Genomic DNA, 21686 nt, shown 5'->3' on the forward strand with positions numbered 1-21686 from the left:
TTGCGAATCCAACTCAGTGGTGAACAGTCCTATCCTGATAGTGACGCCTTTTAATGCCACTCTGCTATGATGCGGAGACGAAAAGCATTTGTTAGGTGATTGGGCAGTTATGAAAAATGCGTTGGTTCTCTCGGGCGGTGGCGCGCGTGCAGCGTATCAGGTCGGCGTATTGCAAGCGCTGGCTGAGCTGCTCCCAGCTTCGGTTACCAATCCATTCCCGATCATCTGTGGTACATCAGCCGGTGCGATAAATGCCCTCGCTATCGCCAGTCACCCGGGTCAATTTCGGGAATCTGTGGCCAACTTGGTGGATATTTGGCAAAACCTCACCGTCGATCAGGTCTATAAACACAATTTCAGTGATTTGCTCAAAGGTGTAGGTAAAATTGGCCTTTCGCTATTCAACGAAGGGGTGGGGCGCAATCAGCCTCTGGCACTGCTCGATAATTCGCCGTTGCACCAATTGATTCACGACAAAATCCCCTTTAAGCACATTGCCCCCGCCATTGCCGCCGGCGATTTGGATGCGGTGTGTGTCACTGCTATGGGCTATTCGTCAGGGGAATCTGTTAGCTTCTTTCAGGGGCGGCCAGAATTACAGGGGTGGCGACGCTATCATCGAATTGGTACGCCCACCGCGCTGGACGCAAGGCATTTGCTTGCCTCCTCGGCGATTCCTACTATTTTCCCGACAGTACGCATTAATCGAGAATATTTTGGCGACGGCGCGGTGCGCCAGTTGGCGCCAATCAGTCCAGCCCTGCATTTAGGGGCTGATCGGGTGTTTGTGGTGGGTGTGAGCGGCAATCGCAACCCCGAGCATTGGGGTAAGCGGCGGCCTGTTAGGCATTCACCCTCCATCGCACAAATATTAGGCCACCTGTTTAATGCCGCGTTTGTGGACAGCATGGAGTCTGATATTGAGCATCTTGAGCGGGTTAATCGTCTACTCAATATGGTGCCAGAAGATAAGCGGGCCGCTGCGGGGCTACCGCTGCGCACTGTTGACAGCTTAATTATCTCGCCGTCGCAGGAGCTGGATAAAATCGCCGGGCGCAAGGTGCGGTATTTGCCTAAGGCCATGCGCTGGTTTTTTAGCTCTACCGGCGCCACCGCCAAGGGCGGCGGTGCCACGGCGGCCAGTTATTTGTTATTTGCCCCCGAATTTTGCTCGGAGCTCATTGAGCTTGGTTACCAAGACACCATGTGGGAGGCCGACGCAGTTCGTACTTTCTTCGGGTTTACGTCCTGATTTCGTCTCATCTTTAGGCGAAGTGTGTGACTTTCTGTACAATGGATTAACTATTTGGCCTTGGGTATTTCGGGCGTTGGCTTACGTGAGGGAGTTTGCCGATGAATGCAGCAGTGAAATCTCGTCGGGCAAAGGGCGAGCAAACAAGGCGGGAGATACTCGAAGCCGCTTTACGACTCATTGTGCGCAACGGGCACAATTCAGTTACCCATAGAGCGGTCGCGGCAGAGGCGGGCGTAAATTTGTCCTTGACCACCTACTACTTCAAGGACTTGAAGGATCTCATCGCCCAATCATTTGAGCTCTATCGCAGTAAAGTTGAGCATGAAGTCGAAAGTACGTGGGAAAAGTTACTGCAGTATATGCAGGACGCCCCCGCTGAATCACTCCTTGAGCGCCAGCAACTGCGGGACCATCTCACTAAGTTTGCCACGGATTATGTGTGCGACATGATTCGCCACCGACCCAGTGGGTTGGTGCTGGAAATGACGTTTTTCTACGACCTGCATTTGGATCCCGAAATGCGCGCGAGCGCTGTACAACTGCGCCGTCGATTTGAGAGTGGCTTTGAGGTTTTTTGTGAGCGCTTGGGTTCGCCCGTACCTCAGGCTGATGCCGCGCTGTTGCTTGGCGCTTTACAGCGATTGGAATATTTTGGCTTGACCACCGGCGAGGTCAATCGCGATGAAATTTATGCGCAATTCAAGCGCTTGCTCACCTGTATTATGGAGCTGCCGAGTGATGCTTAGCCGATAGTCTTTAGCCATAAAAAAACCCGCATAATGCGGGTTTTTTTATGGTTTAGCGGGTGGCCTAAACGGCCACTTCATCGATTTGGATGGCGGCAATTCGCTTGCCTTCATCCGCCGACTTCTGGAAGGACTCAATTTCGTTGAAGTTGAGGTAGCGATAAATTTCACCGCTCATTGCGTCTAACTTGCCTGCGTATTCCAAATATTCTGCAGGCGTTGGCAGCTTGCCTAAAATCGCCGCAACCACGGACAGTTCCGCAGAGCCCAAATACACATTGGCACCGGTGCCTAGGCGATTCGGGAAGTTGCGCGTGGAGGTTGAAATGGCGGTGGACTTGGGCGCGATGCGCGCCTGGTTGCCCATGCACAATGAGCAGCCTGGCATTTCGGTGCGTGCACCGACACGGCCAAATACGTTGTAGTAGCCTTCCTCCATCAACTGGTGCTCGTCCATTTTGGTGGGCGGCGCAATCCAGAGGCGCGTGTTCAACTCTGCCTTGGTGGCATCGAGCAATTTGCCGGCGGCGCGGAAGTGACCGATATTGGTCATACATGAACCGATAAACACTTCGTCAATTTTGTCACCCGCAACATCGGACAGCACTTTGGCGTCGTCAGGGTCGTTCGGGCAGCACACGATGGGCTCTTTGATTTCTGCCAGATCGATTTCGATAACGGCAGCGTACTCGGCATCTTTGTCGGCTTCCATTAATTCTGGATTCTTCAGCCAAGCTTCCATCTTGCGTGCGCGACGCTCGAGCGTGCGTACATCGCCGTAGCCTTGCTCAATCATCCAGCGCAGCATAGTGATGTTAGAGGTCAGGTATTCCGCGATGGATTCTTGACCCAGTTTAATGGTGCAGCCCGCCGCTGAACGCTCGGCAGAGGCGTCAGACAATTCGAAAGCTTGTTCGACTTTCAAATCTGGCAAGCCTTCAATTTCTAAAATGCGACCGTTGAAGATGTTCTTCTTGCCTTTCTTCTCGACGGTGAGCAGGCCTTCTTTAATGGCGTATAGCGGAATCGCGTGCACCAAGTCTCGCAGCGTAATGCCCGGCTCCATCTTGCCCTTAAAGCGCACCAACACAGACTCAGGCATATCCAGCGGCATTACGCCGGTAGCTGCAGCGAAAGCGACCAATCCTGAGCCCGCAGGGAAGGAGATGCCCAGCGGGAAGCGCGTGTGTGAATCGCCGCCGGTGCCCACGGTGTCGGGCAGCAACATGCGGTTTAACCAGCTGTGAATGATGCCATCACCTGGGCGCAGTGAAACACCGCCGCGGGTCATGATGAAGTCAGGCAGCGAGTGCTGAGTGTCGATATCCACGGGCTTGGGGTAGGCTGCCGTGTGGCAGAATGACTGCATGGTGAGATCGGCAGAGAAGCCTAGGCACGCTAGGTCTTTCAGTTCGTCGCGGGTCATTGGGCCGGTGGTGTCCTGAGAGCCAACGGTGGTCATTTTAGGCTCGCAATAGGTGCCTGGACGAACACCTGTGCCCTCCGGTAGACCACAGGCGCGGCCGACCATTTTCTGCGCCAGTGTAAAGCCTTTGTCTGATGACTTGGGCATTTCTGGCTTGCGGAAAAGGTTGGCGGGCTCAAGTCCCAACGAGGCGCGGGCTTTGTCCGTGAGACCACGGCCGATGATCAACGGGATGCGCCCACCGGCTTGTACTTCATCCAAAATAACGTCGGACTTGAGTTCAAATTCTGACAGCACTTTGCCATCTTCACTCAAAATTTTGCCGTCGTATGGGCGAATTTCAATCACATCACCCATGTTCATGTTATCTACGGGGGCTTCAAATACCAAGGCGCCGGCGTCTTCCATGGTGTTGAAGAAAATTGGCGCTACGTTGTTGCCAATACAGACACCGCCAGCACGCTTGTTGGGGACGCCTGGGATGTCGTCACCAAAGAACCACAATACAGAGTTGGTGGCAGACTTACGGCTCGAACCTGTGCCCACAACGTCGCCGACAAAGGCTACGGGCAAGCCTTTAGATTTAATGTCGTTGATTTGCTTAATGGGGCCTCGCGCGCCTTCTTCATCCGGTGTTATGCCATCGCGAGCCATTTTGAACATGGCATTGGCGTGCAGCGGAATGTCGGGACGTGACCAAGCATCGGGGGCGGGCGACAGATCGTCAGTGTTGGTTTCACCGGTGACTTTAAACACCACCATCTTGGTGGATTCGGGCACTTTGGGTCGATTGGTAAACCACTCGCCATCGGCCCAAGATTGCATGACGCCTTTGGCGTGTGCGTTGCCGGCTTTGGCTTTTTCTTCCACGTCGTGGAAGGCATCAAATACCAACAGGGTGTGCTTGAGCTCTTTGGCAGCGGCAGCGCCCAGCTTGTCATCGTCGAGCAGGGATACCAGCGTTTCGATGTTGTAACCGCCCAGCATCATGCCCAGCAACCGGACCGCCGATTCAGCGTCAATCAGGGGTGAGCTCGCTTCGCCTTTGGCGATTGCAGAGAGGAAGCCAGCTTTCACGTAGGCAGCCTCGTCTACACCTGGCGGCACGCGATTGGTGATCAGGTCGAGCAGCGTTTCTTCTTCGCCGGCCGGTGGGTTTTTTAGCAGCTCAACCAGGGCCGCTACTTGCTCTGCGTCCAATGGTTTTGGCGGTATACCTTCGGCGGCGCGCTCTGCAACGTGATTACGGTAGGCTTCAAGCACGATGAATTTCCTCTATTTCTGTGAGTGAAAGCACCTGGCAATTGGCTAGGGACGCTTTCTTGGCCTCGCCGGGTAAGGCAAGGAATCGGGTAATGCGTGGGCAAGTGGCACGCGATAGCTAGGTGCGGCCAACAAGCCTGAATTGCGAGCCTCAGATTTTGGCTCTCAGCGGGGCGGGAATTCTACCGGACTTGCCGGTCGATGTTAAGTGGACCCTAAGTAAATCAACCACTTACATACTGACTATTCATTCTGTGAATGGGAGTAAGGGCGGTTGACTGCGCCTCCGCACAGGGCCTAAGCATAGCACCGCTCGCTTCGATTGCCTGTGGATTTTAACGGGGTGACTAAGGTATGGTTTGCCCCCGCGCAGTAGGACATCGGTAAGCGTCAGCATCATGTTTAAACCCATAAAAACCCCGTGTATTGGCATTTGCTCTACTGGTATCGGCGACAGCGTTTGTCGCGGGTGCAAACGGTTTGCCCATGAGGTTATCGACTGGAACGCCTACGACCACGATCAGCGTCGAATTATTGAGCAGCGCCTGACCCAATTTTTAGTGCAGGTGGTGGCTCGCTATGTTGTCATCAACGATGAGGGGTTGCTGAAGTCGCAACTAGAGCTTCAGCGGGTGCGCTATCGAGATGATCGCCCGCCATTGTGTTGGGTGTTCGATTTATTTCGCGCCGGGGCCAGCCAAATTAAAGACCCTGCCCAATTTGGGTTGACGCTGCTCACCAACCACACGCCAACAGAAATTAAAGCCAACATGGATGCCGACTACTACGCCTTGTCGGTTGCCTATTATGATGCCTATATCGCCCCGGGGCTGTCTGCCTGCTAGAATGCACGCCTTTTTGAGTTGCTGACGCCAAAGTTTCCCGCCTATGACCGCGATACCCGAAATACGAGAATTCTTGCATTGTGCCACGCCGGAGGGCTGGATCAACGCAGCGCTACAAGCTCCCGAAATACTGCTCATCGATCACGCAAATTGCGAGCTAAAAGCGGCGCAAACCGCGCAGGGGCTGATGTGGAAGTACGGTATGAACAACAGCGACAAGGGTCCATACAACTTGGCGCCCGCCGTTGCTTTTGCGTTGCTCAACAAGATGTCGCGTTTGGCGCGGGAGGAGTTGCGCCACTTCGAGCAGGTGCTGGGGTTTATGAAAAAGCGGCAAGTCACCTACGAGCAGCTGAGTGCGGCTCGCTATGCAGGGGAGTTGCGGGCTGCGGCGCGTACCCATGAGCCTGCAAAATTGGTTGATACCCTGCTCATCGGCGCAATTATCGAAGCGCGCTCTTGTGAACGCTTTGAAGCCTTGGCGCCCCATTTGGATGCCGAGCTTCAAAAATTTTATTTGTCTCTACTCAAGTCAGAGGCCCGCCACTATCAAGATTATTTGGGCCTTGCCGCCCGCCTTGAGTCAGCCAGTGTGATCGAGCGACAATTGGAGCGCTTTTTAACGCTCGAGCAAAAACTGATTGAATCAACGGATACCAGCTTCCGCTTTCACAGCGGCGTGCCGGGCTAGTCCGCAAGCTTCGAGCGCATGGTATAGGGTTGGTCCGGCGCAGAGGGTGGCTGTCAGCTTTCTGCGATGGGTTCGCTCAGTAATTCGCAGCCGTGTGCGTCGACCGTTAAGTACCAAAGTGCGTTGTGCCAATCACCCAGCACAATGCGCTCTCCTGCGGCGTTGCTTGGCAGTGCGACAGGATGTCGGGCGGGGCGGTGGGTGTGGCCGTGAATCAGGCGGGTTACCGCGTTAGCACCCATAACTCGAATGACTTCGTCGCGATTAACATCCATGATGTCTTCCGCCTTCATAGCCGCCAATGATTGGGTCTTACTGCGGATATCAGCCGCCAGCTGGCGCCGGACGGGGAGCGGTTGCGCGAGTAGTGGCGCCTGCCACTGTGGGCTGCGGGCTTGCGCTCGAAATGCTTGGTAATCCACATCGTCCGTACAGAGTGTATCGCCGTGCATGAGCAGGGTGGGTGTTCCGTAAAGGTCGACTGTGGTCGGGTCTTCCAACAGGGTTGCACCGGTATGGGTGCAAAAGCCATCACCCAATAGGAAGTCCCTATTGCCTTGCATGATGTAGAGGGGGTGCCCTAGCGCGCTGTACTGCTTGAGTGCGCGCTGGACCTCTGTGGCCAGTGGCGCATCGTCATCGTCGCCAATCCATGCTTCAAATAGGTCGCCCAATATATAGAGTGCGTCGGCGCCCTTGGCTTGGTTCTGTAAAAAGTGCAAAAACGCCTGGGTGATTGCCGGGCGTTTTGCATCCAGATGCAGGTCTGAGATAAAAAGCGTAGCCATTAGTCGTTAGTAGCCTTTAGCCGTTAACAGTCGCTTTTTCAATGATGACGGGTTCGACCGGCACGTCTTGGTGACCGCCTTTGTTGCCCGTTTTTACTGCCTTGATTTGGTTAACCACTTCCATGCCTTCAACGACCTTGCCAAAGACACAGTAGCCCCAGCCCTGCATGTTTTTGCCGGTGTGGTTTAGGAAACCGTTATCTTTGACGTTGATGAAAAATTGCGCACTGGCGGAGTGTGGGTCCATGGTGCGGGCCATGGCTAAGGTGCCCACTTCGTTCGACAGGCCGTTATCGGCTTCATTTTCAATGGGGTCGCGGGTGGGCTTTTGCTCCATATCGGGGGTGAAGCCGCCGCCCTGGATCATGAAGTTATCAATGACGCGGTGGAATATCACACCATCGTAGTGGCCTTCTTCGACGTATTGCTTGAAGTTGGCAGCCGATTTAGGCGCTTTTTCGAAATCCAGCTCTATAACAATGTTGCCGAAGTTGGTTTGCAGGGTAATCATGGCTTTTCCTCAAATTTCTGCCTAGAAACAGGTGTTTGCCTGTTTGGGAGGCGGCTATAATACGCGCTTTGTCCGCGCCCGTGAACCGAGCGTGCCCGATTTCACCCTATGTTGAGCTCTCATGTCAGACACTAAGCCCCAGCATTTTCTACAGCACATCATCAGCCAAGACTTGGCTGATAAGAAACACACCGAAGTTGTCACTCGATTCCCGCCAGAGCCCAACGGGTATCTGCACATTGGGCATGCCAAAGCCATCTGTTTAAATTTTGGTCTGGCAGAGGAGTTTGGTGGGCGCTGTAATTTGCGGTTTGACGATACCAATCCCGGCAAAGAAGACCAGGAGTATGTGGATGCCATCGTCGAAGATGTGCGCTGGTTGGGTTACCAATGGGATGGCGAGATCAAATATGCCTCAAGCTACTTCGATACCTTGTACGAGTGGGCGCTGCATCTTATTCGAGAGGGCAAGGCCTATGTGTGCCATTTGTCACCTGATGAAGCGCGCGCCTACCGCGGAAATTTGAAAGAGGCGGGTAAGGACAGTCCCTACCGTAACCGGAGCATTGAAGAAAATCTCGCAGATTTTGAAAAGATGCGCGCCGGTGAGTACGACGAGGGTGCATGCGTGTTGCGAGCCAAAATAGATATGGCGGCGCCCAATATGAACTTGCGCGACCCTATTTTGTATCGCATACGTAAAATGAATCATCATCAAACCGGTGATAAGTGGTGCATCTACCCCAACTACGATTTTGCCCATGGGCAGGAAGATGCCATCGAGGGCATCACGCATTCTATTTGCACGTTAGAGTTTGCTGATCATCGCCCATTGTATGATTGGTTCATTGAAAATTTGCCCGTGCCCGCCAAGCCACGTCAGTATGAATTTGCACGATTGGAACTGAATTACACCGTGACTTCTAAGCGCAAGCTTAAGCAACTGGTAGACGAGGGCCATGTGGACGGCTGGAATGACCCGCGCATGCCGACAATTTCGGGTATGCGTCGGCGCGGCTATCCGGCAGCGGCCATTCGAAAATTTTGCGACATGATTGGCGTAACCAAAGCTGCCAGTACTGTCGACGTTGGCATGTTGGAATTTGCAGTGCGCGATCAACTGAATGAATCGGCGCCGCGCGCCATGTGTGTATTGCAACCGCTTAAAGTAGTCGTCACTAATTTTGATGGCGATGCCGAAACAATGGTTCAGCCGGTGCATCCGAATAATGCAGAGATGGGGGAGCGCAAGCTGCCGTTTACCCGTGAGTTGTTTATTGAACGCGAAGACTTCACTGAAGATACCAGCTTGTCGCGCAAGAAGTTCAAGCGCTTAGTCTTGGGCGAGTGGGTACGGCTACGTGGCGCATACATTATTCAAGCCAACGATGTTGTTAAAGACAGCGATGGCAATATTATAGAGGTCCACGCGACGCTAGTGCCTGATACCGTCGGTGCTAACCCACCTGAGGGCGTTAATCCGCGCGGCGTCATTCATTGGGTGTCCGCTACCCAGAATGTCGATTGCGAAGTGCGATTGTACGATCGTTTGTTCAACGATGAGTCTCCAGATAGTGGAGATAAAAACTTCTTGGATGCGCTCAATCCAGAGTCGCTGCAAATTATTTCAGGGGCAAAAGCAGAGATTGGCTTGGCTGGCGCGCAAGTGGGCGAGGCTTATCAGTTTGAGCGCGCTGGCTACTTCTGTTTAGACAGTAAAAATACGCGCGCTGATAGATTGGTGTTTAATCGCACCATTGGTTTGAAAGATAATTGGGCAAACAAGGTTTAACGCGTTAGCTCATTTGAATACACCCTAGATTAACGATTGGAATCCGTATGTCACTGCAGGTCTACAACTCATATAGCCGCAAGAAAGAGGCGTTTACACCGCTCGATGCATCTAACGTGAAAATGTATGTGTGTGGACCCACCGTATATAACTTAGTGCATATTGGTAATGCCCGCCCAGTGGTTGTATTTGATACGTTATTTCGGGTGCTTCAACGGCTCTACCCTAAGGTGACCTATGCGCGCAACATTACTGATGTTGACGATAAGATCATGAAGGTCGCGCAGGATGAAGGCGTGGATATTGGTGAGGTTTCCAGCCGCTATGCTGCCGAATACCAAAAGGATATGGCCGCACTTAACAACCTAGAGCCCACCCTTGTTCCCTATGCAACGCAGCACATTGACGACATGATCAACATGACTCAGGCGCTGATTGAGAAGGGCCATGCCTATGCCGCTGAAGGGCATGTACTGTTTGCCGTTCAATCCATGGAGGATTACGGCAAGCTGTCCAATCGTTCCCTGGAAGACATGTTGGCGGGCGCGCGTGTGGAAGTGGCACCCTATAAAAAGTACGCCGGTGACTTTGTGTTGTGGAAACCCTCTGCCGACGGTGAGCCAGGCTGGGATAGCCCGTGGGGTAAAGGGCGCCCAGGCTGGCATCTCGAATGTTCGGCAATGATTAAAAAGCATCTGGGGGAAACCATAGACATTCATGGCGGCGGCAAAGACCTGCTGTTTCCCCATCATGAAAATGAAATAGCACAAAGTTGCTGCGCCCATGATGGTCGGCCCTTTGTAAATTATTGGATGCACAATGGATTTGTGAATATCGATGGCGAGAAAATGTCCAAATCCTTGGGCAACTTCCGCACAGTGCGTGAACTATTGGAGAAGTTTGATGGGGAGGTGTTGCGACTGGCATTGCTGAGTGCGCACTACCGCTCAGATATGGACTTTTCAGCTGAATTGCTAGAGCAAACAAAAACCAATTTAGATGGTTTCTATACCGCTTTGCGCGGGGTTTCAGAGATTCCTGTCGAGCCTGTAAATATTGAAAAGACAGATTTTTTCAAGGCGTTGCAAGACGATTTGAATACCCCCCAAGCCATCAGCGAGCTGCACGCTATGGCCAAGGCATTGAATAAAGCTGCCGACAATGAAAAGGCGGAGCTGAAGTCACACTTGATCGCTGCGGCCAACATGTTAGGCGTGCTACAGAAATCTCCAGAGGCATGGCTAACGGCTGGCGGCGAAGGTGATATAACGGCCGAGGCGATTGATGCCCTTATTATCGAGCGCAATCAAGCGAGATCTGAAAAAAACTGGGCGCGTTGTGACGAAATTCGCGACGAGTTAAAAGCGCAGGGGGTGGTACTGGAAGATGGTAAAGAAGGCACGCGCTGGCGGCGTGAAGCCTAGTGATTGGTGAATTGGCACAGCTTAGCGGTGTGCGCAGCAGTTAAATTTGATCGCGCTTGATAAAGGATTGCTCTATGTATGTTCCCGACTTTCGATTTCGACGGTTGCGCCGCACCCAGACGCTGCGCTCGTTGGTGCAAGAAACGCACTTGCAGAGCACCGATTTTGTGTTGCCTATTTTCGTCGAAGAGGATATTCGCGAACCCGTTGTTGTGGCGTCAATGCCAGGCGTTTTTCGCTATCCCGAAGATCAATTGGCGCAACGGGTAAAAGCGGCGTGGTCGGCGGGTGTGCGCGCAGTGATATTATTTGGCGTGTCCACGCACAAAGATGATTGTGGCAGTGACTCTTGGTCAGAGCAGGGTTTAATGGCGCGCATGTTGCGCACCGCCAAAGAGGCGGCGCCAGATATGCTTGTCATCAGTGACAATTGCTTTTGTGAGTACACCGAGCACGGTCATTGCGGTATGGTCGCGGGTGATGATGTAGACAACGATAAAACGCTCAGCAATTTGCAGCGGCAGGTGGTCGTTGCAGCACGTGCGGGTGCCGACATGATCGCCCCGTCTGGAATGATGGACGGCATGATTGGCGCTATTCGTGAAGCCTTGGATGGTGCGGGATTTAGCCACATTCCCGTAATGTCCTATTCCACCAAATTCGCGTCCGCGTTTTACGGTCCGTTTCGCGATGCGGTAGATAGTACCTTTAAAGGCACACGTGCCTCCTATCAAATGAACCCTGCCAATGGGCGTGAAGCGTTGGCGGAGTCGATGTTAGATGAGGCGGAAGGCGCTGACCTATTAATGGTTAAGCCCGGCATGGCCTATTTGGATGTGTTGGCCAATATTCGACAAAACTCTTCTTTACCGCTAGCGGTTTATCAGGTCAGTGGTGAGTATGCCATGATCAAGGCGTCAGCCGCCGCTGGAGTAATCGATGAGAAAGCGGTCGCAATGGAGTCGTTGTTGGCTTTTAAGCGTGCCGGTGCAGACCTGATTATTACCTATTACGCGCTCGAGGCCATTGAATGGCTGAGCCAAAAACACGAGTAAACTTGTTGTATGAAAAACTTATTCTTATTGTTGGTCGTTTTTAGCCTAGTTGCCTGTGCGCCAAAAGTGGGCAGTGACGCTTGGTGTAAGTCTATGGCGGAAAAGCCAAAGGGTGATTGGACTGCCAACGAAGCTAAAGATTACGCCAAACATTGCGTCTTTAAGTAATCTTGCCCCTGTCATTGTTTCGCTGATCAATGTTTTTTTCTGATCAACGCCTCCATTTTTTTAGACCGCTCGTGGGTAAATACCGTGAAGTGGTGGTGGAGTGTGTCCGGCTACTTTATCAGCGGCTATATACTGACCTGTCGGGTTACGGGCAAGGGCGTAGCAGAGACTTTATCGTCGATGTATTCATTGAAGCGATAGCGCGTGCCCCGGTACTCGATCACGAAGATGGTGGGCCGGAAGGCCGCTTCAAAAATGCGCGCGAACTGGCAGGCTTTATTCTCAACAATTTGTTGGAATACGGCTGGCTCGAGCGCCAGCTCGATGAGGCCACCTTGCAAAGCCACTATGGTTTTACTCGCATGGGCCGCGCGTTTACCCAGCCATTTATAGAAAGTGGTGCAATCGATTATCGCTCCCGCAATCGCAACACCCGCAATACTCGAAATAGTTTGCAGGCATTTCTTGATAACGGTGAGGTGTATGATCTGCTCGACGCCTATGAATATTCCGAGCGCATTATTAGTGATTTTGCCGATACCATTGCTGAGCTTGAGGAGCGGCGCCTGCAATTGGTGCGTGAGGTTGAGTCGCGGCAGTTGGTGGAGCAAGCCGCTGACCAATTTTTTGACTTCATAGATACGGTGTTTAAGCCGGATTTAGAGGTGCGTTTATCGGCAGACAGTGTCGAGAAGTACCGAGATCAAATCTCACATCTCGTTCGTCAGATTAGACGGCGTCGCAAGTTTGGTGGTGAGGGTGAGCAGGCGGGCCTTTTGTGGCAAACGGTGATGGAGCAACGACTGAGAAAGTTGTTGCCTAAGCGTGTTGTAGAAGGTCAATCCCTACTGGAAAATTTGCTTAACGCCATAGAAGAGCGTCTGCGCAGCGCGTGCGATATTATGTTGCCAGCACTCCGGCGAGCGCTAAATAATTTTACCGCGCGCGCGGATATGATTATTCGACAACTTAGTTATCTACACAATCAATCTACGCACCCGGTTGTAGAGGCGTGTGAGGGGTTGAGGAAGTTGTCTGAACAGGAGCAGGATGCAGCCTTGGATATGTTGGGGCAGCAATGGATCAATGCGCGCGCCGGCTGGCTGGCAGCGGAGCAATTTCAGTTGCGAACTCGCGCTGCTCAGCGGGTGGTTAGGGCTCAAGTGGACGAGGCTCCAGACTTAGACAGCAGTGCGCAACAAGCACAGCATATCGCACAAATTTTAGATCAGGCCTTTCATGTGTCGAGTCACCAAATGCGCGACTATGTTAGCGCCCAACTGTCGGATAAAGGGCAGGTGGATAGCCGCGAGTTGGTTGTCAATGATGCCCGAGATCTACTGTCTCTAGCACACCTCGTAAGCATTGATGGCGTGTCGCTTGAAACGGGCCACACCTTGGTCGTTGGGCCCGTCGAGTCTCATATTGATGGCGTACAAAAATTTTCACCGGTTATCGAGGCTGACCCTTATTTCGCACTTCGCGAAGGGTTTGTAGTCAAATTGATCGATCAAACTAAGGCTTCTTAGCATTATGACGTTGTTCTCTGAGCCGCTAGAAATCGCATTGCAAAAATGTAACGTCAGTGCAACCCAGTGCCAACAATTAATTCAGAGATTGCTGGATTACGGAGTGGTTTGCCGTGATGAAAGTCAGATTGAAGCAGAGTTCTATGATTTATTTTTGCGAATAGAACCGCTGTTGGATGACTATTTTTCCATTGCGGGTATTCGTTTTCATCACGATTCCCAGTTTGAGTATGTGCGGTTGGTTCCGCCGGGCTCCAGGATTCCTGGTGTGGATGACGAGTTGGAAGAGCCGCCTTTTGGTGGTGGCCTGCGGGCGCCTTTGCCTCCTATGGTGGTGGCGGTAACGCTGGTTCTGGCGGTGGAGTATGAAAGAAGTCTGCGCGAAGCAAAGATTGACGAAAAAGGGTGTGCCAGTTTGGCACTGGAGGCGTTAAATTTATCGCTTAAAAACCTTTTGGGTCGTAGCCTGCCGGACAACTTATTGGAGCGGCGTGCACTGTTTCGTCAGTTGAGGCAATTGCGAGTCATTCGCATGGCTGCGGACGCCGATCTTCAGCAAGGTGACAGCTGGTTAATTATTCGACCAATGATTTTGACGTTGGTTACGCCAGATGTTTTGACTCAATTATCAAGCTCTGAAATTGAGCCAGCGTTGGTGCAGGAGTCAGACTGATGTTTTTGCAAAAATTTATATACGTTAATTGGGGCAATATTCCAAACGGCGAGTTTGAATTCGGGCCGACGAATTTGTTTTCAGGTGGTAATGGCTCTGGCAAGACCACTGCGGCAGACGCAATTCAAACAGTCATGACCGCGGCTCACGATGGGTTGTTTCATTTCAATCCGGGTCAAGATGAGTCAACCCAAAGAGGGCGTGGCGGCAAGCAGGTTCGTACACTAGCATCTTACGTATTGGGGTGTGATGACGGCGCCTATGCGCGCCCCGAGTCTGCTTTTGGGTACCTTGCAGCGGTGTTTGTCCCCCACGCCGGCGAAGACGCAGAGCCCTTTACGGCGCTGTTGGCAATGAGCGCGTTCGTTGAAACCAGTGGAAAACTCAAAACCGCTCGGCTCGACAGTCTCGATTTTTATGTGTTGCCCGATGTAAAGCTAAGCCTTGCAGAGTTGGTGCGTGAAGATAAAGCGGGGCGCTATGTGGTACCTACGGATCAAATATTTCCGCAACTAAAAGCCTTGTTTGGCACTGGTGCTGTCGAGCGATACGAGCGTAAAAAAACCTATTTGTGCCGCTTGTATGGCGCGTTGCGTGGTCGTTCTGACGCCGTCTCTGAGCGTGAGGCGATGAACGCTGCAAGAGCATTCTCGCGTTTTATGGCCTACAAACCCATACGCGCTATTGACGATTTTGTTGCCAATGAAATCTTAGAGCCAAAGGATATGGGCGATGCAGTGCGCGATGTATCCTCCATGTTGAAACGCATCCATACCATGGAGGCTGATGCCCGTGCCTTGCAATTGAGCGCGCAGCGGCTCAAAGGCGCACGCGACAGTGCGGATACCTTTATCGATCAATGGTTGGCCATGCAAAAGCTACGCTATGCTGGGGCGCGCCGACAGTATAACGAGAGCCAGGATCGCTACCTTCGCGCCAAACGCCGGCAAACAGAATTGGTTGGGAAGTTAGATGCCAACGTGCGCGATGCGGACGTCGCCCGAGATCGATTGTCGGTATTGCAGCAAGAATTAAATGATCTGCATTTGCAGCAGCTTCAGGTTCCCGCATTGCGAGACAAAGTTGCGCTGGATGCGCAGCGAGAAAAACTTGAGCAGGCGATCCATAAAGGTGCCGTGCCGCTGCTTACTGATATTAATCAAATCAAGCAGGCACAGAGTGCGGCAGAGCGCTTGGCAAAGCTTTCAGTAGCGCCGCAGGCATGGCCCGGACTGCAATCAGCGGCGACAAAGAAGTTGCTCAATGACGTCGCCACTCGACAGCGCGGCGAGCCTGTGGCACTGCATGAGTTAACGAATCAAGATTGGATTGATATCAGTCCGCTGGAGCAACATCTCGACAACGCGCAAGCGATACAGCAACAGCACAATGCTTGGGTGGATTTATGGCTGGCACCGGAAGGTCTGTTAAGTACATTGCGGCGCGATCTCGATCGTGAGCGGCAGTTGTTGGAGAAGCTGGAGCGTCAAGTACAGGTAAAACAGGCAGAAATTGCCCAGCTCGATGGCCAGCAGGTCAGTTATCCAGCATATGTTCGCACCGCGTTAGACGCTATCCAACGGCATTTGCCGGAGGCTGACGCTCGTGTGCTTTGTGATCACATCGAGGTCACCGATCCGGAATGGCAAGCGGCAATCGAGGGCTACATTGGGGGCGCACGTTTTGGCATTTTAGTGGAGCCTGACTTTGAAGCTGAGGCTATCAAGTTGTTGCGGAATTTACCTGGGCGGGACAATCGCGCTCGCGTTATTCAGGGTAGCAAGGCAAGAGCCGATGCTGAACGCGTGTTTGAAGATGCAGATTCACTTGTCGCAGTACTCACCTTTAGTCACGACATTGCTCGCCATTATATGTTGGCCAGCTATGGCCAAGTAAAACGTGTTGGCAGTGCTGAGGCCCTTAAAGGGGTTCGTCGAGGCATTACCATCGACGCGCTGGGCGCCGCCAATTATGCAATGTTTCGTTGCGATATCGATGATGCAGATTTGGTTTTTGGCCATACGGCGCGCGCGCGTGCGCGCAATGCAAAGCAAGTGGAGTTGGACGGATTGCTATCTGCGCAGGCCGCCTCGCGCAATGCCGTAGAAAATTTGCAATCATTGATGGCATTGGTGAATCCCTTGGCTCCTTGTCGTTATGCCGATACCCTGCAAAATCTATTGGAGCTTCAACGTGAGCTTGATGCGGTGGGTTTACGGCTCGAGCGCTTGTCGCTAGACGATCATGGCGCGCTTGCAGATGCTATCGCAGCGGTACAAACACAGCTCTCTGAGCAAAAGCAAAAAATTGAATCGCTGCAAGATGAGCGTATTGATTTTGAGGCGGAGCGGCGAACCGTTGACGCCGACTGTAAGCGCTTAAACGATCAGCAGGATGATACGCTGGCTACCTTGGAATCGGCGGAGGACAACCTCGGCGCGGTGGCAGGTTTATGGCGGGACTTCAACGTGGAACTCGCTATAGAGGAGGCCGATAGTTGGGCGGCTGAGCGGACTATCCAGCAATTGGATGCCGAGCGAGAAGAAATACACATGGGGCTGGGCAAAGTTCTCCGTCGCATAGACAGTGTGCTAATGGAGCATAATCTAGATGCGCAGGCGCAAGATCGGTTGTTGTTCGAGCCCAACTTAGGGGCCCTTGCCGAGGAGCACAATTTTCGCGCGGTATGCCAGCTGCAGCGACAATTGGACGGTTTGTACAATCGACTGAAGAATAATATTTTGGCAAATCGGCAAGCAGACATCAGCGCAATGCGCCACAGTTTCAATAATGCCTTCGTTACCAACCTTTGCCATGCAATTTATCAATCCATCAATGATGGAAAGCAGACCTTAGAGCAACTTAATTTGGAACTCGAGAGCCATCGATTTGGCGCAGACCGCGAGCGCTTTTATTTTGGCTATAGCTGGGTGCCTGAATTTAAAGAATACTGGCAGTTTTTTAAGGCTGTTATCGACAATCCTGCGCTGGGTGATGGCGAGTCGCTATTTGAAATGCGGCTTGATAAGAAGCATCAGCGGGTGCGTGACAAGTTGATGTCTATGTTGTTGGATGACAATGAGCAACAGGCATTAAAAGAGCTTGCGCGTTTAGCGGATTATCGAAATTACCGACGTTACGAAATCTACAAGGAGCCTGAGGGCAAGGCGCCCATCGCATTGAGCCAATATGGTACTGGTTCTGGAGGGCAGCTAGAAACGCCTGCTTATATTATTCGAAGTGCCGCCATTACCTCTGCATTTCGTTTCAATGAAGGGCGAAACCATCTGCGGATGGTGCTTGTGGATGAGGCCTTTAGCAAAATGGACGAGCATCGATCCAAGGAGGTCATCGGGTATCTAACGGAGTCTCTGGGGCTTCAGCTGATGTTTATTATGCCCTCAAGCAAGTCAGGTCCTTTTTTAGACCTCATCAGCAATCAATTTGTGTTTAGTAAATGTGCTACCGCGCAGCCGATCGGTGAACTCCACTCGCGGGTACTGGTAGATCGGCAAGTCTTGAATCGAGAGGCGGTGCGCAATCTTATGGACCAGCACCGTCAAGCATTGAAGCACCAGGCCAGCATCGATTTTCTGGACGAGCTGGCGGGTATCACCCCAGATGCCGAGCAACTAGTCTCAGAGCTCTAGCACAGGGCTTTTCCTGATATTTGCGCACCTTGTTAGCCTGCCCTAGGCTTAGTGAATTGAGGGTAGGAGAGCAGGGCGTCGCGCAATGTGGCTAAAACTCGGATTCATAGGCGTTTTGCTGTTGTTTTTGGCTGACCATAGCCGTGGGCAGCTCGTGGCAGTAGATCAGCCGGCGCTCTCGATTGCCAGCTCGCCGCTGGACATGTCGGTGAGTCGACACATGCTCTATTTTGAAGATTTGAGTGGTGGCGTTGACTTCAGGGCCATTCAATTGGTCGGCCAGGATTCTCACTGGCAGCAAGTGACCGATACAGATGCTACGTTAGGCAACGTCAGTCACCCCGTGTGGTTTTACTTGAATTTGCACAATTCTGGGCCTGAAGAGCGTTGGTTTCTATCCGCTAGAAATGCGAGTTTAGATGCGCTTGACATTTATATGGTGCGCCAAGATCGCGATTTAGAACACGTTAGTTTTGCGTCTTCCGTGCCGGTGTCTGAGCGGATATTTCCGCACGCGGATTATGTGGTGCCACTGCGCCTTAGCGCAGGTGAGTCAATTGTTCTCTGGATGCGCGTCAACACCACTGGCTGGCTAGATCTACCGATCCAATTGCAGGATGAGTCGACTTTCCATCTGCAGTCTGCGAAACAAAGCGCCTACTCTGGCATCTATTACGGCATCGCGCTCGCGATGATTTTTTACAACCTCTTTTTGTTTTTCGCTTTGCGTGATCCATCGTATCTTTATTATGTGGGGTTCGCCGTATCTTTCACCCTCCTGTTTGCGGCAATTGATGGCACCACCTTTTCCTATGTGCTGCCGCAATTTTCGATTACCAATATCACCAACCAAGTGTTTTGGTCTGCACTTACGCAATTGTTCGGGTGTGCGTTTACTTTGAGTTTTTTGTCGCTCAAAGATCGTGCTCCGGCTTTATATACCTATTTTCAAGTGTTGCTCGTTATTTGCGCGATTCCTTTGTTGCTGTCGCCATTTGTTAGCACACATTACTTGTTCGAATTGTCGATGGTCACCGCGTTGATTTCCTTCGTTAGCTTCCTAGGTGCTGGCGGCTACATGTGGAGGCAGGGCTATGGCTATGCCAAGTACTACACATTAGCGTGGTCGCTGTTGTGTGTGTTTGTAGTTCTTATTTCCGCGATTATTTTAGGGGGAGAGAATGTTGGTGTAAGTCAATTTATGCCATGGTTTCGTTTGAGTGCGATAGTTGAAATGATGTTGTTAGCGTTGGCGTTAGCATCACGCATTCAGTTTTTACAGGAGGCGAGAGAGCAGGTCGTCCACGAAAACCAGACTAAATCAGATTTGATAGCGCGCGTTTCACAGGAGATACGTACGCCAATGAACGGCATACTGGGTATGTCGGAGCTGTTACGTGAACATTTAAATTCAGACACGGCTCGACAGTATAACAATCTAATCTACCAGTCGGGTTCAGCATTGTTAGGCATCATAAATGATCTGCTCGATTTGGCAAAAATTCAAACACAAAAAATTGTGCTAGAAGAAGTGAGTTTTAATCTTCACCATCTTTGTGAAGAGTGTGTTAATGCGTTTAAGCCAAAGGTGGTGGATAAAGACCTGCTATTGCAGTGTGTGATTGCCGAGGATGTGCCGCTATTTGTTGTGGGTGATAAAGCGCGATTGCAGCAGGTGTTAATGAACTTTTTATCCAATGCATGTAAACACACGCAACGCGGGGACGTGGTATTAAAAGTGACTCGATCGCCTGACCCCTCCAACCCAAATCGATTGAAATTTGTTGTGCGCGATACCGGCCCGGGTATTGACATGGACAGTGCGGCCAATCTATTTGAAGCTGATGCCAGTACCTACGAAAATCCATCCGGTGGGGGCAAAGGGCTGGGGCTATATATCAGTAAGCAGTTGGTAAAATTAATGGGTGGCAAAATCGGGGTGACCAGTTTGCCGGGAGATGGTGCTAGCTTTTGGATAAGCGTCAGCTTAAAGCCCGTGGATGCCGCCGAGCTGGTGGTGTCGGAAGCCGATGGTCAGGTGCGCTTTCAAAGCCAATTACACATTTTGGTGGCAGAAGATAACCGGGTTAATCAAGTGGTGGTCCAAAAAATGTTGGAGCGCATGGGCCATCTAGTGACTCTGGCTGAGGACGGAGAGCAAGCATTGGCAATTTTTAAAAGCCGAAACGGACGCTTTGATTTGGTTTTAATGGACTGCGATATGCCGGTGATGGATGGATTTGAAGCTACACGTCGCCTACGCGCACTGTGCGTAGAGCAGGGTTGGTTTCAGCTGCCTATCTGGGCGTTGACAGCACATGTTCAACCCCACAGCCGTGAGCAATGCCGTGCAGCCGGTATGAATGACCATTTGAGTAAGCCTATTCAATCTAGCCGTTTAGCGCAGGCTCTAAAAGGGGTCGAGCAAGTGGTACAAAACATCTAAAAACCCCCACTTCATGGCTTTACCGTGTACAAGGATTGATCTAATATGTGCTCACGTACCAAGTTGTGGTTTTACTCGGCGCCAGACACTGCGCTGGGGTCCGACGACTACAATGGCATTTTTAAGCTAACTATCTGAATTTGTTAGAAAAAATGGAGCGGGGGCGACCCCAGCCAAGGAGCAAGGCAAATGTCCTATTTTAATACCGCTGGACTCACTGTCCGAGAAATTTACCACCGCCATTTTGGTCTAAGCCGACTGATCTATTTCTCGGCAACTCGCCTGTGGTTGGGATTTGGCGAAAATGAAGAGCTGCTGTCGGCGCCGGACGTTCGTGGCTATCCCGACCTCGCCAAATTGTTTTTGGTGACCTATTTGGATCAAGATCAGTTGACCTATTTGCAAATCCTAGAGCCTGGCTATCAGCCAGACTGCATGGTGCTGCCAAATCGTCGCGCCTCAGCCTAACGGCTAGCTATTGCGCTGGATGGTTTTTATAAGAACTGACAGCGCCTTTTCCAGTTCGGTAGCGCCGACTAAGTTTGCCTGTAAAACCAGCCACGGCTCTGAGGACTCAGGTTTGTTAAACCAGCAAGCCTGACCGACCTCTAAGCTTTTTCCGCATGTGGCTTTCATGTATGGATTAATGCCGTACACGCTGAATTGGTAACCGGTAATCTTAGCTGCGCGTTGTTCAGTATTGGCGTCCGGGTCTTGTAATAGCACGGTGGCAATGCGACTTCCCCTGACGTTTAGCTGGTAATAACCGGATGGCTCGATCGTAGAGTTGGCTGAGTTAGGTAGCGCATAAAACTTCAAGAGGCTATTGATGTGGCGCGAAAGGGCTGTGATATCTTGCTGTGTTTTGTAGAGCTTAAGTAATCTCTGTGTGTACTGTTCGTCTGTTTGCCCGTCGATGACGCCCCCCCATTGTAACCGTTGTGATTGATGGTTTGTGGGTGCGCTGGCGTGTTGGTGTTGCTCCAGTTCGGTAATGGCAGTGAGGCTCTCATGATAAAAGCGCGCCTTTTTTCCCGCGTTATTGACATAGCGAGTAAAGTTTTTGACGGCGTCATCGTACTGACTTTGATTAGCTAAAACCCTGCCTAGAAAATAATAATATTCGTTTGGAGGCTTTACACCTAATTTGGTGATTTCGTTAAGGTACCCTTGGGCGGGTGTATAGGCATTGGCTGAAAGGGCTTGCTCAGTTGCAAGCAATAAGCGATCCGCTTCAAATTCTGGGGCTAGCTCTGCTGCGTTGAGCGCAGGGGCGTACACATTCAACAAAAAAAGTAGGCAAAGTGTGGGCGCAATGGCCTGCTTGCTGGCCGCTTGTGCGGGTAGTGGATGTCCGTGAGCAGAGCGGCGCTGAGATTGTGTGTACACACTGAGCATAAGATCCCCTTCAAGACTCTAGGCTG

17 protein-coding genes are annotated in these 21686 nt (G+C 51.7%); 13 read left to right on the forward strand and 4 right to left on the reverse strand.

Translation table 11 applies throughout. The features are described 5' to 3' along the window. The first annotated feature begins 109 nt into the window (after positions 1 to 109). Together FHS30_RS06040 and FHS30_RS06045 are read left to right on the forward strand one after the other, a co-directional pair. Complete coding sequence (locus FHS30_RS06040; RefSeq protein WP_183909445.1) at positions 110 to 1252, forward strand: patatin-like phospholipase family protein; 1143 nt, start codon at positions 110 to 112, stop codon at positions 1250 to 1252. A 101-nt stretch (positions 1253 to 1353) separates the two neighbouring features. Beyond that, positions 1354 to 2001, forward strand: coding sequence for a TetR/AcrR family transcriptional regulator (locus tag FHS30_RS06045; protein ID WP_183909447.1), 648 nt, complete (start codon positions 1354 to 1356; stop codon positions 1999 to 2001). 64 nt (positions 2002 to 2065) lie between these two features. Here the strand turns inward: FHS30_RS06045 and acnB are convergent, their stop codons facing one another. Continuing rightward, a complete protein-coding gene (gene acnB / locus FHS30_RS06050; protein WP_183909449.1) occupies positions 2066 to 4690 on the reverse strand; it encodes a bifunctional aconitate hydratase 2/2-methylisocitrate dehydratase in 2625 nt (874 codons plus the stop codon). Between the two features lie 398 nt (positions 4691 to 5088). On the opposite strand from acnB, the gene FHS30_RS06055 reads away from it, so the two are divergent. Continuing rightward, complete coding sequence (locus FHS30_RS06055; RefSeq protein ID WP_183909452.1) at positions 5089 to 5535, forward strand: DUF1289 domain-containing protein; 447 nt, start codon at positions 5089 to 5091, stop codon at positions 5533 to 5535. Between the two features lie 43 nt (positions 5536 to 5578). After that, positions 5579 to 6226 carry a MiaE family protein gene (locus FHS30_RS06060; RefSeq protein WP_183909454.1) on the forward strand — a complete coding sequence of 216 codons (648 nt, stop codon included), beginning with the start codon at positions 5579 to 5581 and terminating at the stop codon, positions 6224 to 6226. A gap of 53 nt (positions 6227 to 6279) precedes the next feature. On the opposite strand, the gene FHS30_RS06065 is transcribed toward FHS30_RS06060, so the two are convergent. Both FHS30_RS06065 and FHS30_RS06070 read right to left on the reverse strand, forming a co-directional pair. Continuing rightward, a complete protein-coding gene (locus FHS30_RS06065) occupies positions 6280 to 7014 on the reverse strand; it encodes a UDP-2,3-diacylglucosamine diphosphatase (protein ID WP_183909456.1) in 735 nt (244 codons plus the stop codon). A 16-nt stretch (positions 7015 to 7030) separates the two neighbouring features. Then, entirely contained in the window at positions 7031 to 7525 is a 495-nt protein-coding gene (locus FHS30_RS06070; RefSeq protein WP_183909458.1) for a peptidylprolyl isomerase, read from the reverse strand. Positions 7526 to 7646: 121 nt separating this feature from the next. Between FHS30_RS06070 and FHS30_RS06075 the strand changes: the two genes are divergently transcribed. The 9 genes from FHS30_RS06075 to FHS30_RS06115 all read left to right on the forward strand — a co-directional run bounded on the left by FHS30_RS06075 (position 7647) and on the right by FHS30_RS06115 (position 20730). Beyond that, on the forward strand, positions 7647 to 9317 hold the full coding sequence (locus tag FHS30_RS06075; RefSeq protein WP_183909460.1) for a glutamine--tRNA ligase/YqeY domain fusion protein: 1671 nt from the start codon (positions 7647 to 7649) through the stop codon (positions 9315 to 9317). Between the two features lie 47 nt (positions 9318 to 9364). Then, positions 9365 to 10741 carry a cysteine--tRNA ligase gene (gene cysS, locus FHS30_RS06080; RefSeq protein ID WP_183909462.1) on the forward strand — a complete coding sequence of 459 codons (1377 nt, stop codon included), beginning with the start codon at positions 9365 to 9367 and terminating at the stop codon, positions 10739 to 10741. Positions 10742 to 10815: 74 nt separating this feature from the next. Next, positions 10816 to 11796: a porphobilinogen synthase gene (hemB, locus tag FHS30_RS06085; protein ID WP_183909464.1), complete on the forward strand. Its 981-nt coding sequence runs from the start codon at positions 10816 to 10818 to the stop codon at positions 11794 to 11796. Between the two features lie 9 nt (positions 11797 to 11805). Beyond that, entirely contained in the window at positions 11806 to 11964 is a 159-nt protein-coding gene (locus FHS30_RS06090) for a DUF3012 domain-containing protein (RefSeq protein WP_183909466.1), read from the forward strand. Positions 11965 to 11993: 29 nt separating this feature from the next. Further along, the gene (locus FHS30_RS06095; RefSeq protein WP_183909468.1) at positions 11994 to 13493 is read left to right on the forward strand and encodes a Wadjet anti-phage system protein JetA family protein; all 1500 of its coding nucleotides are present in this window, start codon (positions 11994 to 11996) and stop codon (positions 13491 to 13493) included. Positions 13494 to 13497: 4 nt separating this feature from the next. Beyond that, a complete protein-coding gene (locus FHS30_RS06100) occupies positions 13498 to 14166 on the forward strand; it encodes a DUF4194 domain-containing protein (RefSeq protein ID WP_183909470.1) in 669 nt (222 codons plus the stop codon). Beyond that, positions 14166 to 17816: an ATP-binding protein gene (locus tag FHS30_RS06105; protein WP_183909472.1), complete on the forward strand. Its 3651-nt coding sequence runs from the start codon at positions 14166 to 14168 to the stop codon at positions 17814 to 17816. Before FHS30_RS06100 ends, FHS30_RS06105 begins: the two co-directional genes overlap by 1 nt. 85 nt (positions 17817 to 17901) lie before the next feature. After that, the gene (locus FHS30_RS06110; RefSeq protein ID WP_183909473.1) at positions 17902 to 20262 is read left to right on the forward strand and encodes a hybrid sensor histidine kinase/response regulator; all 2361 of its coding nucleotides are present in this window, start codon (positions 17902 to 17904) and stop codon (positions 20260 to 20262) included. Between the two features lie 189 nt (positions 20263 to 20451). Next, entirely contained in the window at positions 20452 to 20730 is a 279-nt protein-coding gene (locus FHS30_RS06115; protein WP_183909475.1) for a hypothetical protein, read from the forward strand. A gap of 3 nt (positions 20731 to 20733) precedes the next feature. Here the strand turns inward: FHS30_RS06115 and FHS30_RS06120 are convergent, their stop codons facing one another. Next, positions 20734 to 21660 (reverse strand): hypothetical protein, encoded by a 927-nt coding sequence (locus tag FHS30_RS06120; protein WP_183909477.1) that lies wholly within the window; start codon positions 21658 to 21660, stop codon positions 20734 to 20736. Positions 21661 to 21686 lie beyond the last annotated feature (26 nt).

Origin of the sequence: Simiduia aestuariiviva (genome assembly GCF_014192475.1) — a bacterium.
In the GTDB taxonomy this organism is placed as follows: Bacteria; Pseudomonadota; Gammaproteobacteria; order Pseudomonadales; family Cellvibrionaceae; genus Simiduia; species Simiduia aestuariiviva.

Excerpts from the sequence above, each read along its gene's own strand:
- FHS30_RS06040 (WP_183909445.1), top strand. The coding sequence starts at position 110 with ATGAAAAATGCGTTGGTTCTCTCGGGCGGTGGCGCGCGTGCAGCGTAT.
- FHS30_RS06045 (WP_183909447.1), top strand. The coding sequence starts at position 1,354 with ATGAATGCAGCAGTGAAATCTCGTCGGGCAAAGGGCGAGCAAACAAGG.
- FHS30_RS06055 (WP_183909452.1), top strand. The coding sequence starts at position 5,089 with ATGTTTAAACCCATAAAAACCCCGTGTATTGGCATTTGCTCTACTGGT.
- FHS30_RS06060 (WP_183909454.1), top strand. The coding sequence starts at position 5,579 with ATGACCGCGATACCCGAAATACGAGAATTCTTGCATTGTGCCACGCCG.
- FHS30_RS06065 (WP_183909456.1), bottom strand. The coding sequence starts at position 7,014 with ATGGCTACGCTTTTTATCTCAGACCTGCATCTGGATGCAAAACGCCCG.
- FHS30_RS06070 (WP_183909458.1), bottom strand. The coding sequence starts at position 7,525 with ATGATTACCCTGCAAACCAACTTCGGCAACATTGTTATAGAGCTGGAT.
- FHS30_RS06075 (WP_183909460.1), top strand. The coding sequence starts at position 7,647 with ATGTCAGACACTAAGCCCCAGCATTTTCTACAGCACATCATCAGCCAA.
- cysS (WP_183909462.1), top strand. The coding sequence starts at position 9,365 with ATGTCACTGCAGGTCTACAACTCATATAGCCGCAAGAAAGAGGCGTTT.
- hemB (WP_183909464.1), top strand. The coding sequence starts at position 10,816 with ATGTATGTTCCCGACTTTCGATTTCGACGGTTGCGCCGCACCCAGACG.
- FHS30_RS06090 (WP_183909466.1), top strand. The coding sequence starts at position 11,806 with ATGAAAAACTTATTCTTATTGTTGGTCGTTTTTAGCCTAGTTGCCTGT.
- FHS30_RS06095 (WP_183909468.1), top strand. The coding sequence starts at position 11,994 with ATGTTTTTTTCTGATCAACGCCTCCATTTTTTTAGACCGCTCGTGGGT.
- FHS30_RS06100 (WP_183909470.1), top strand. The coding sequence starts at position 13,498 with ATGACGTTGTTCTCTGAGCCGCTAGAAATCGCATTGCAAAAATGTAAC.
- FHS30_RS06105 (WP_183909472.1), top strand. The coding sequence starts at position 14,166 with ATGTTTTTGCAAAAATTTATATACGTTAATTGGGGCAATATTCCAAAC.
- FHS30_RS06110 (WP_183909473.1), top strand. The coding sequence starts at position 17,902 with ATGTGGCTAAAACTCGGATTCATAGGCGTTTTGCTGTTGTTTTTGGCT.
- FHS30_RS06115 (WP_183909475.1), top strand. The coding sequence starts at position 20,452 with ATGTCCTATTTTAATACCGCTGGACTCACTGTCCGAGAAATTTACCAC.
- FHS30_RS06120 (WP_183909477.1), bottom strand. The coding sequence starts at position 21,660 with ATGCTCAGTGTGTACACACAATCTCAGCGCCGCTCTGCTCACGGACAT.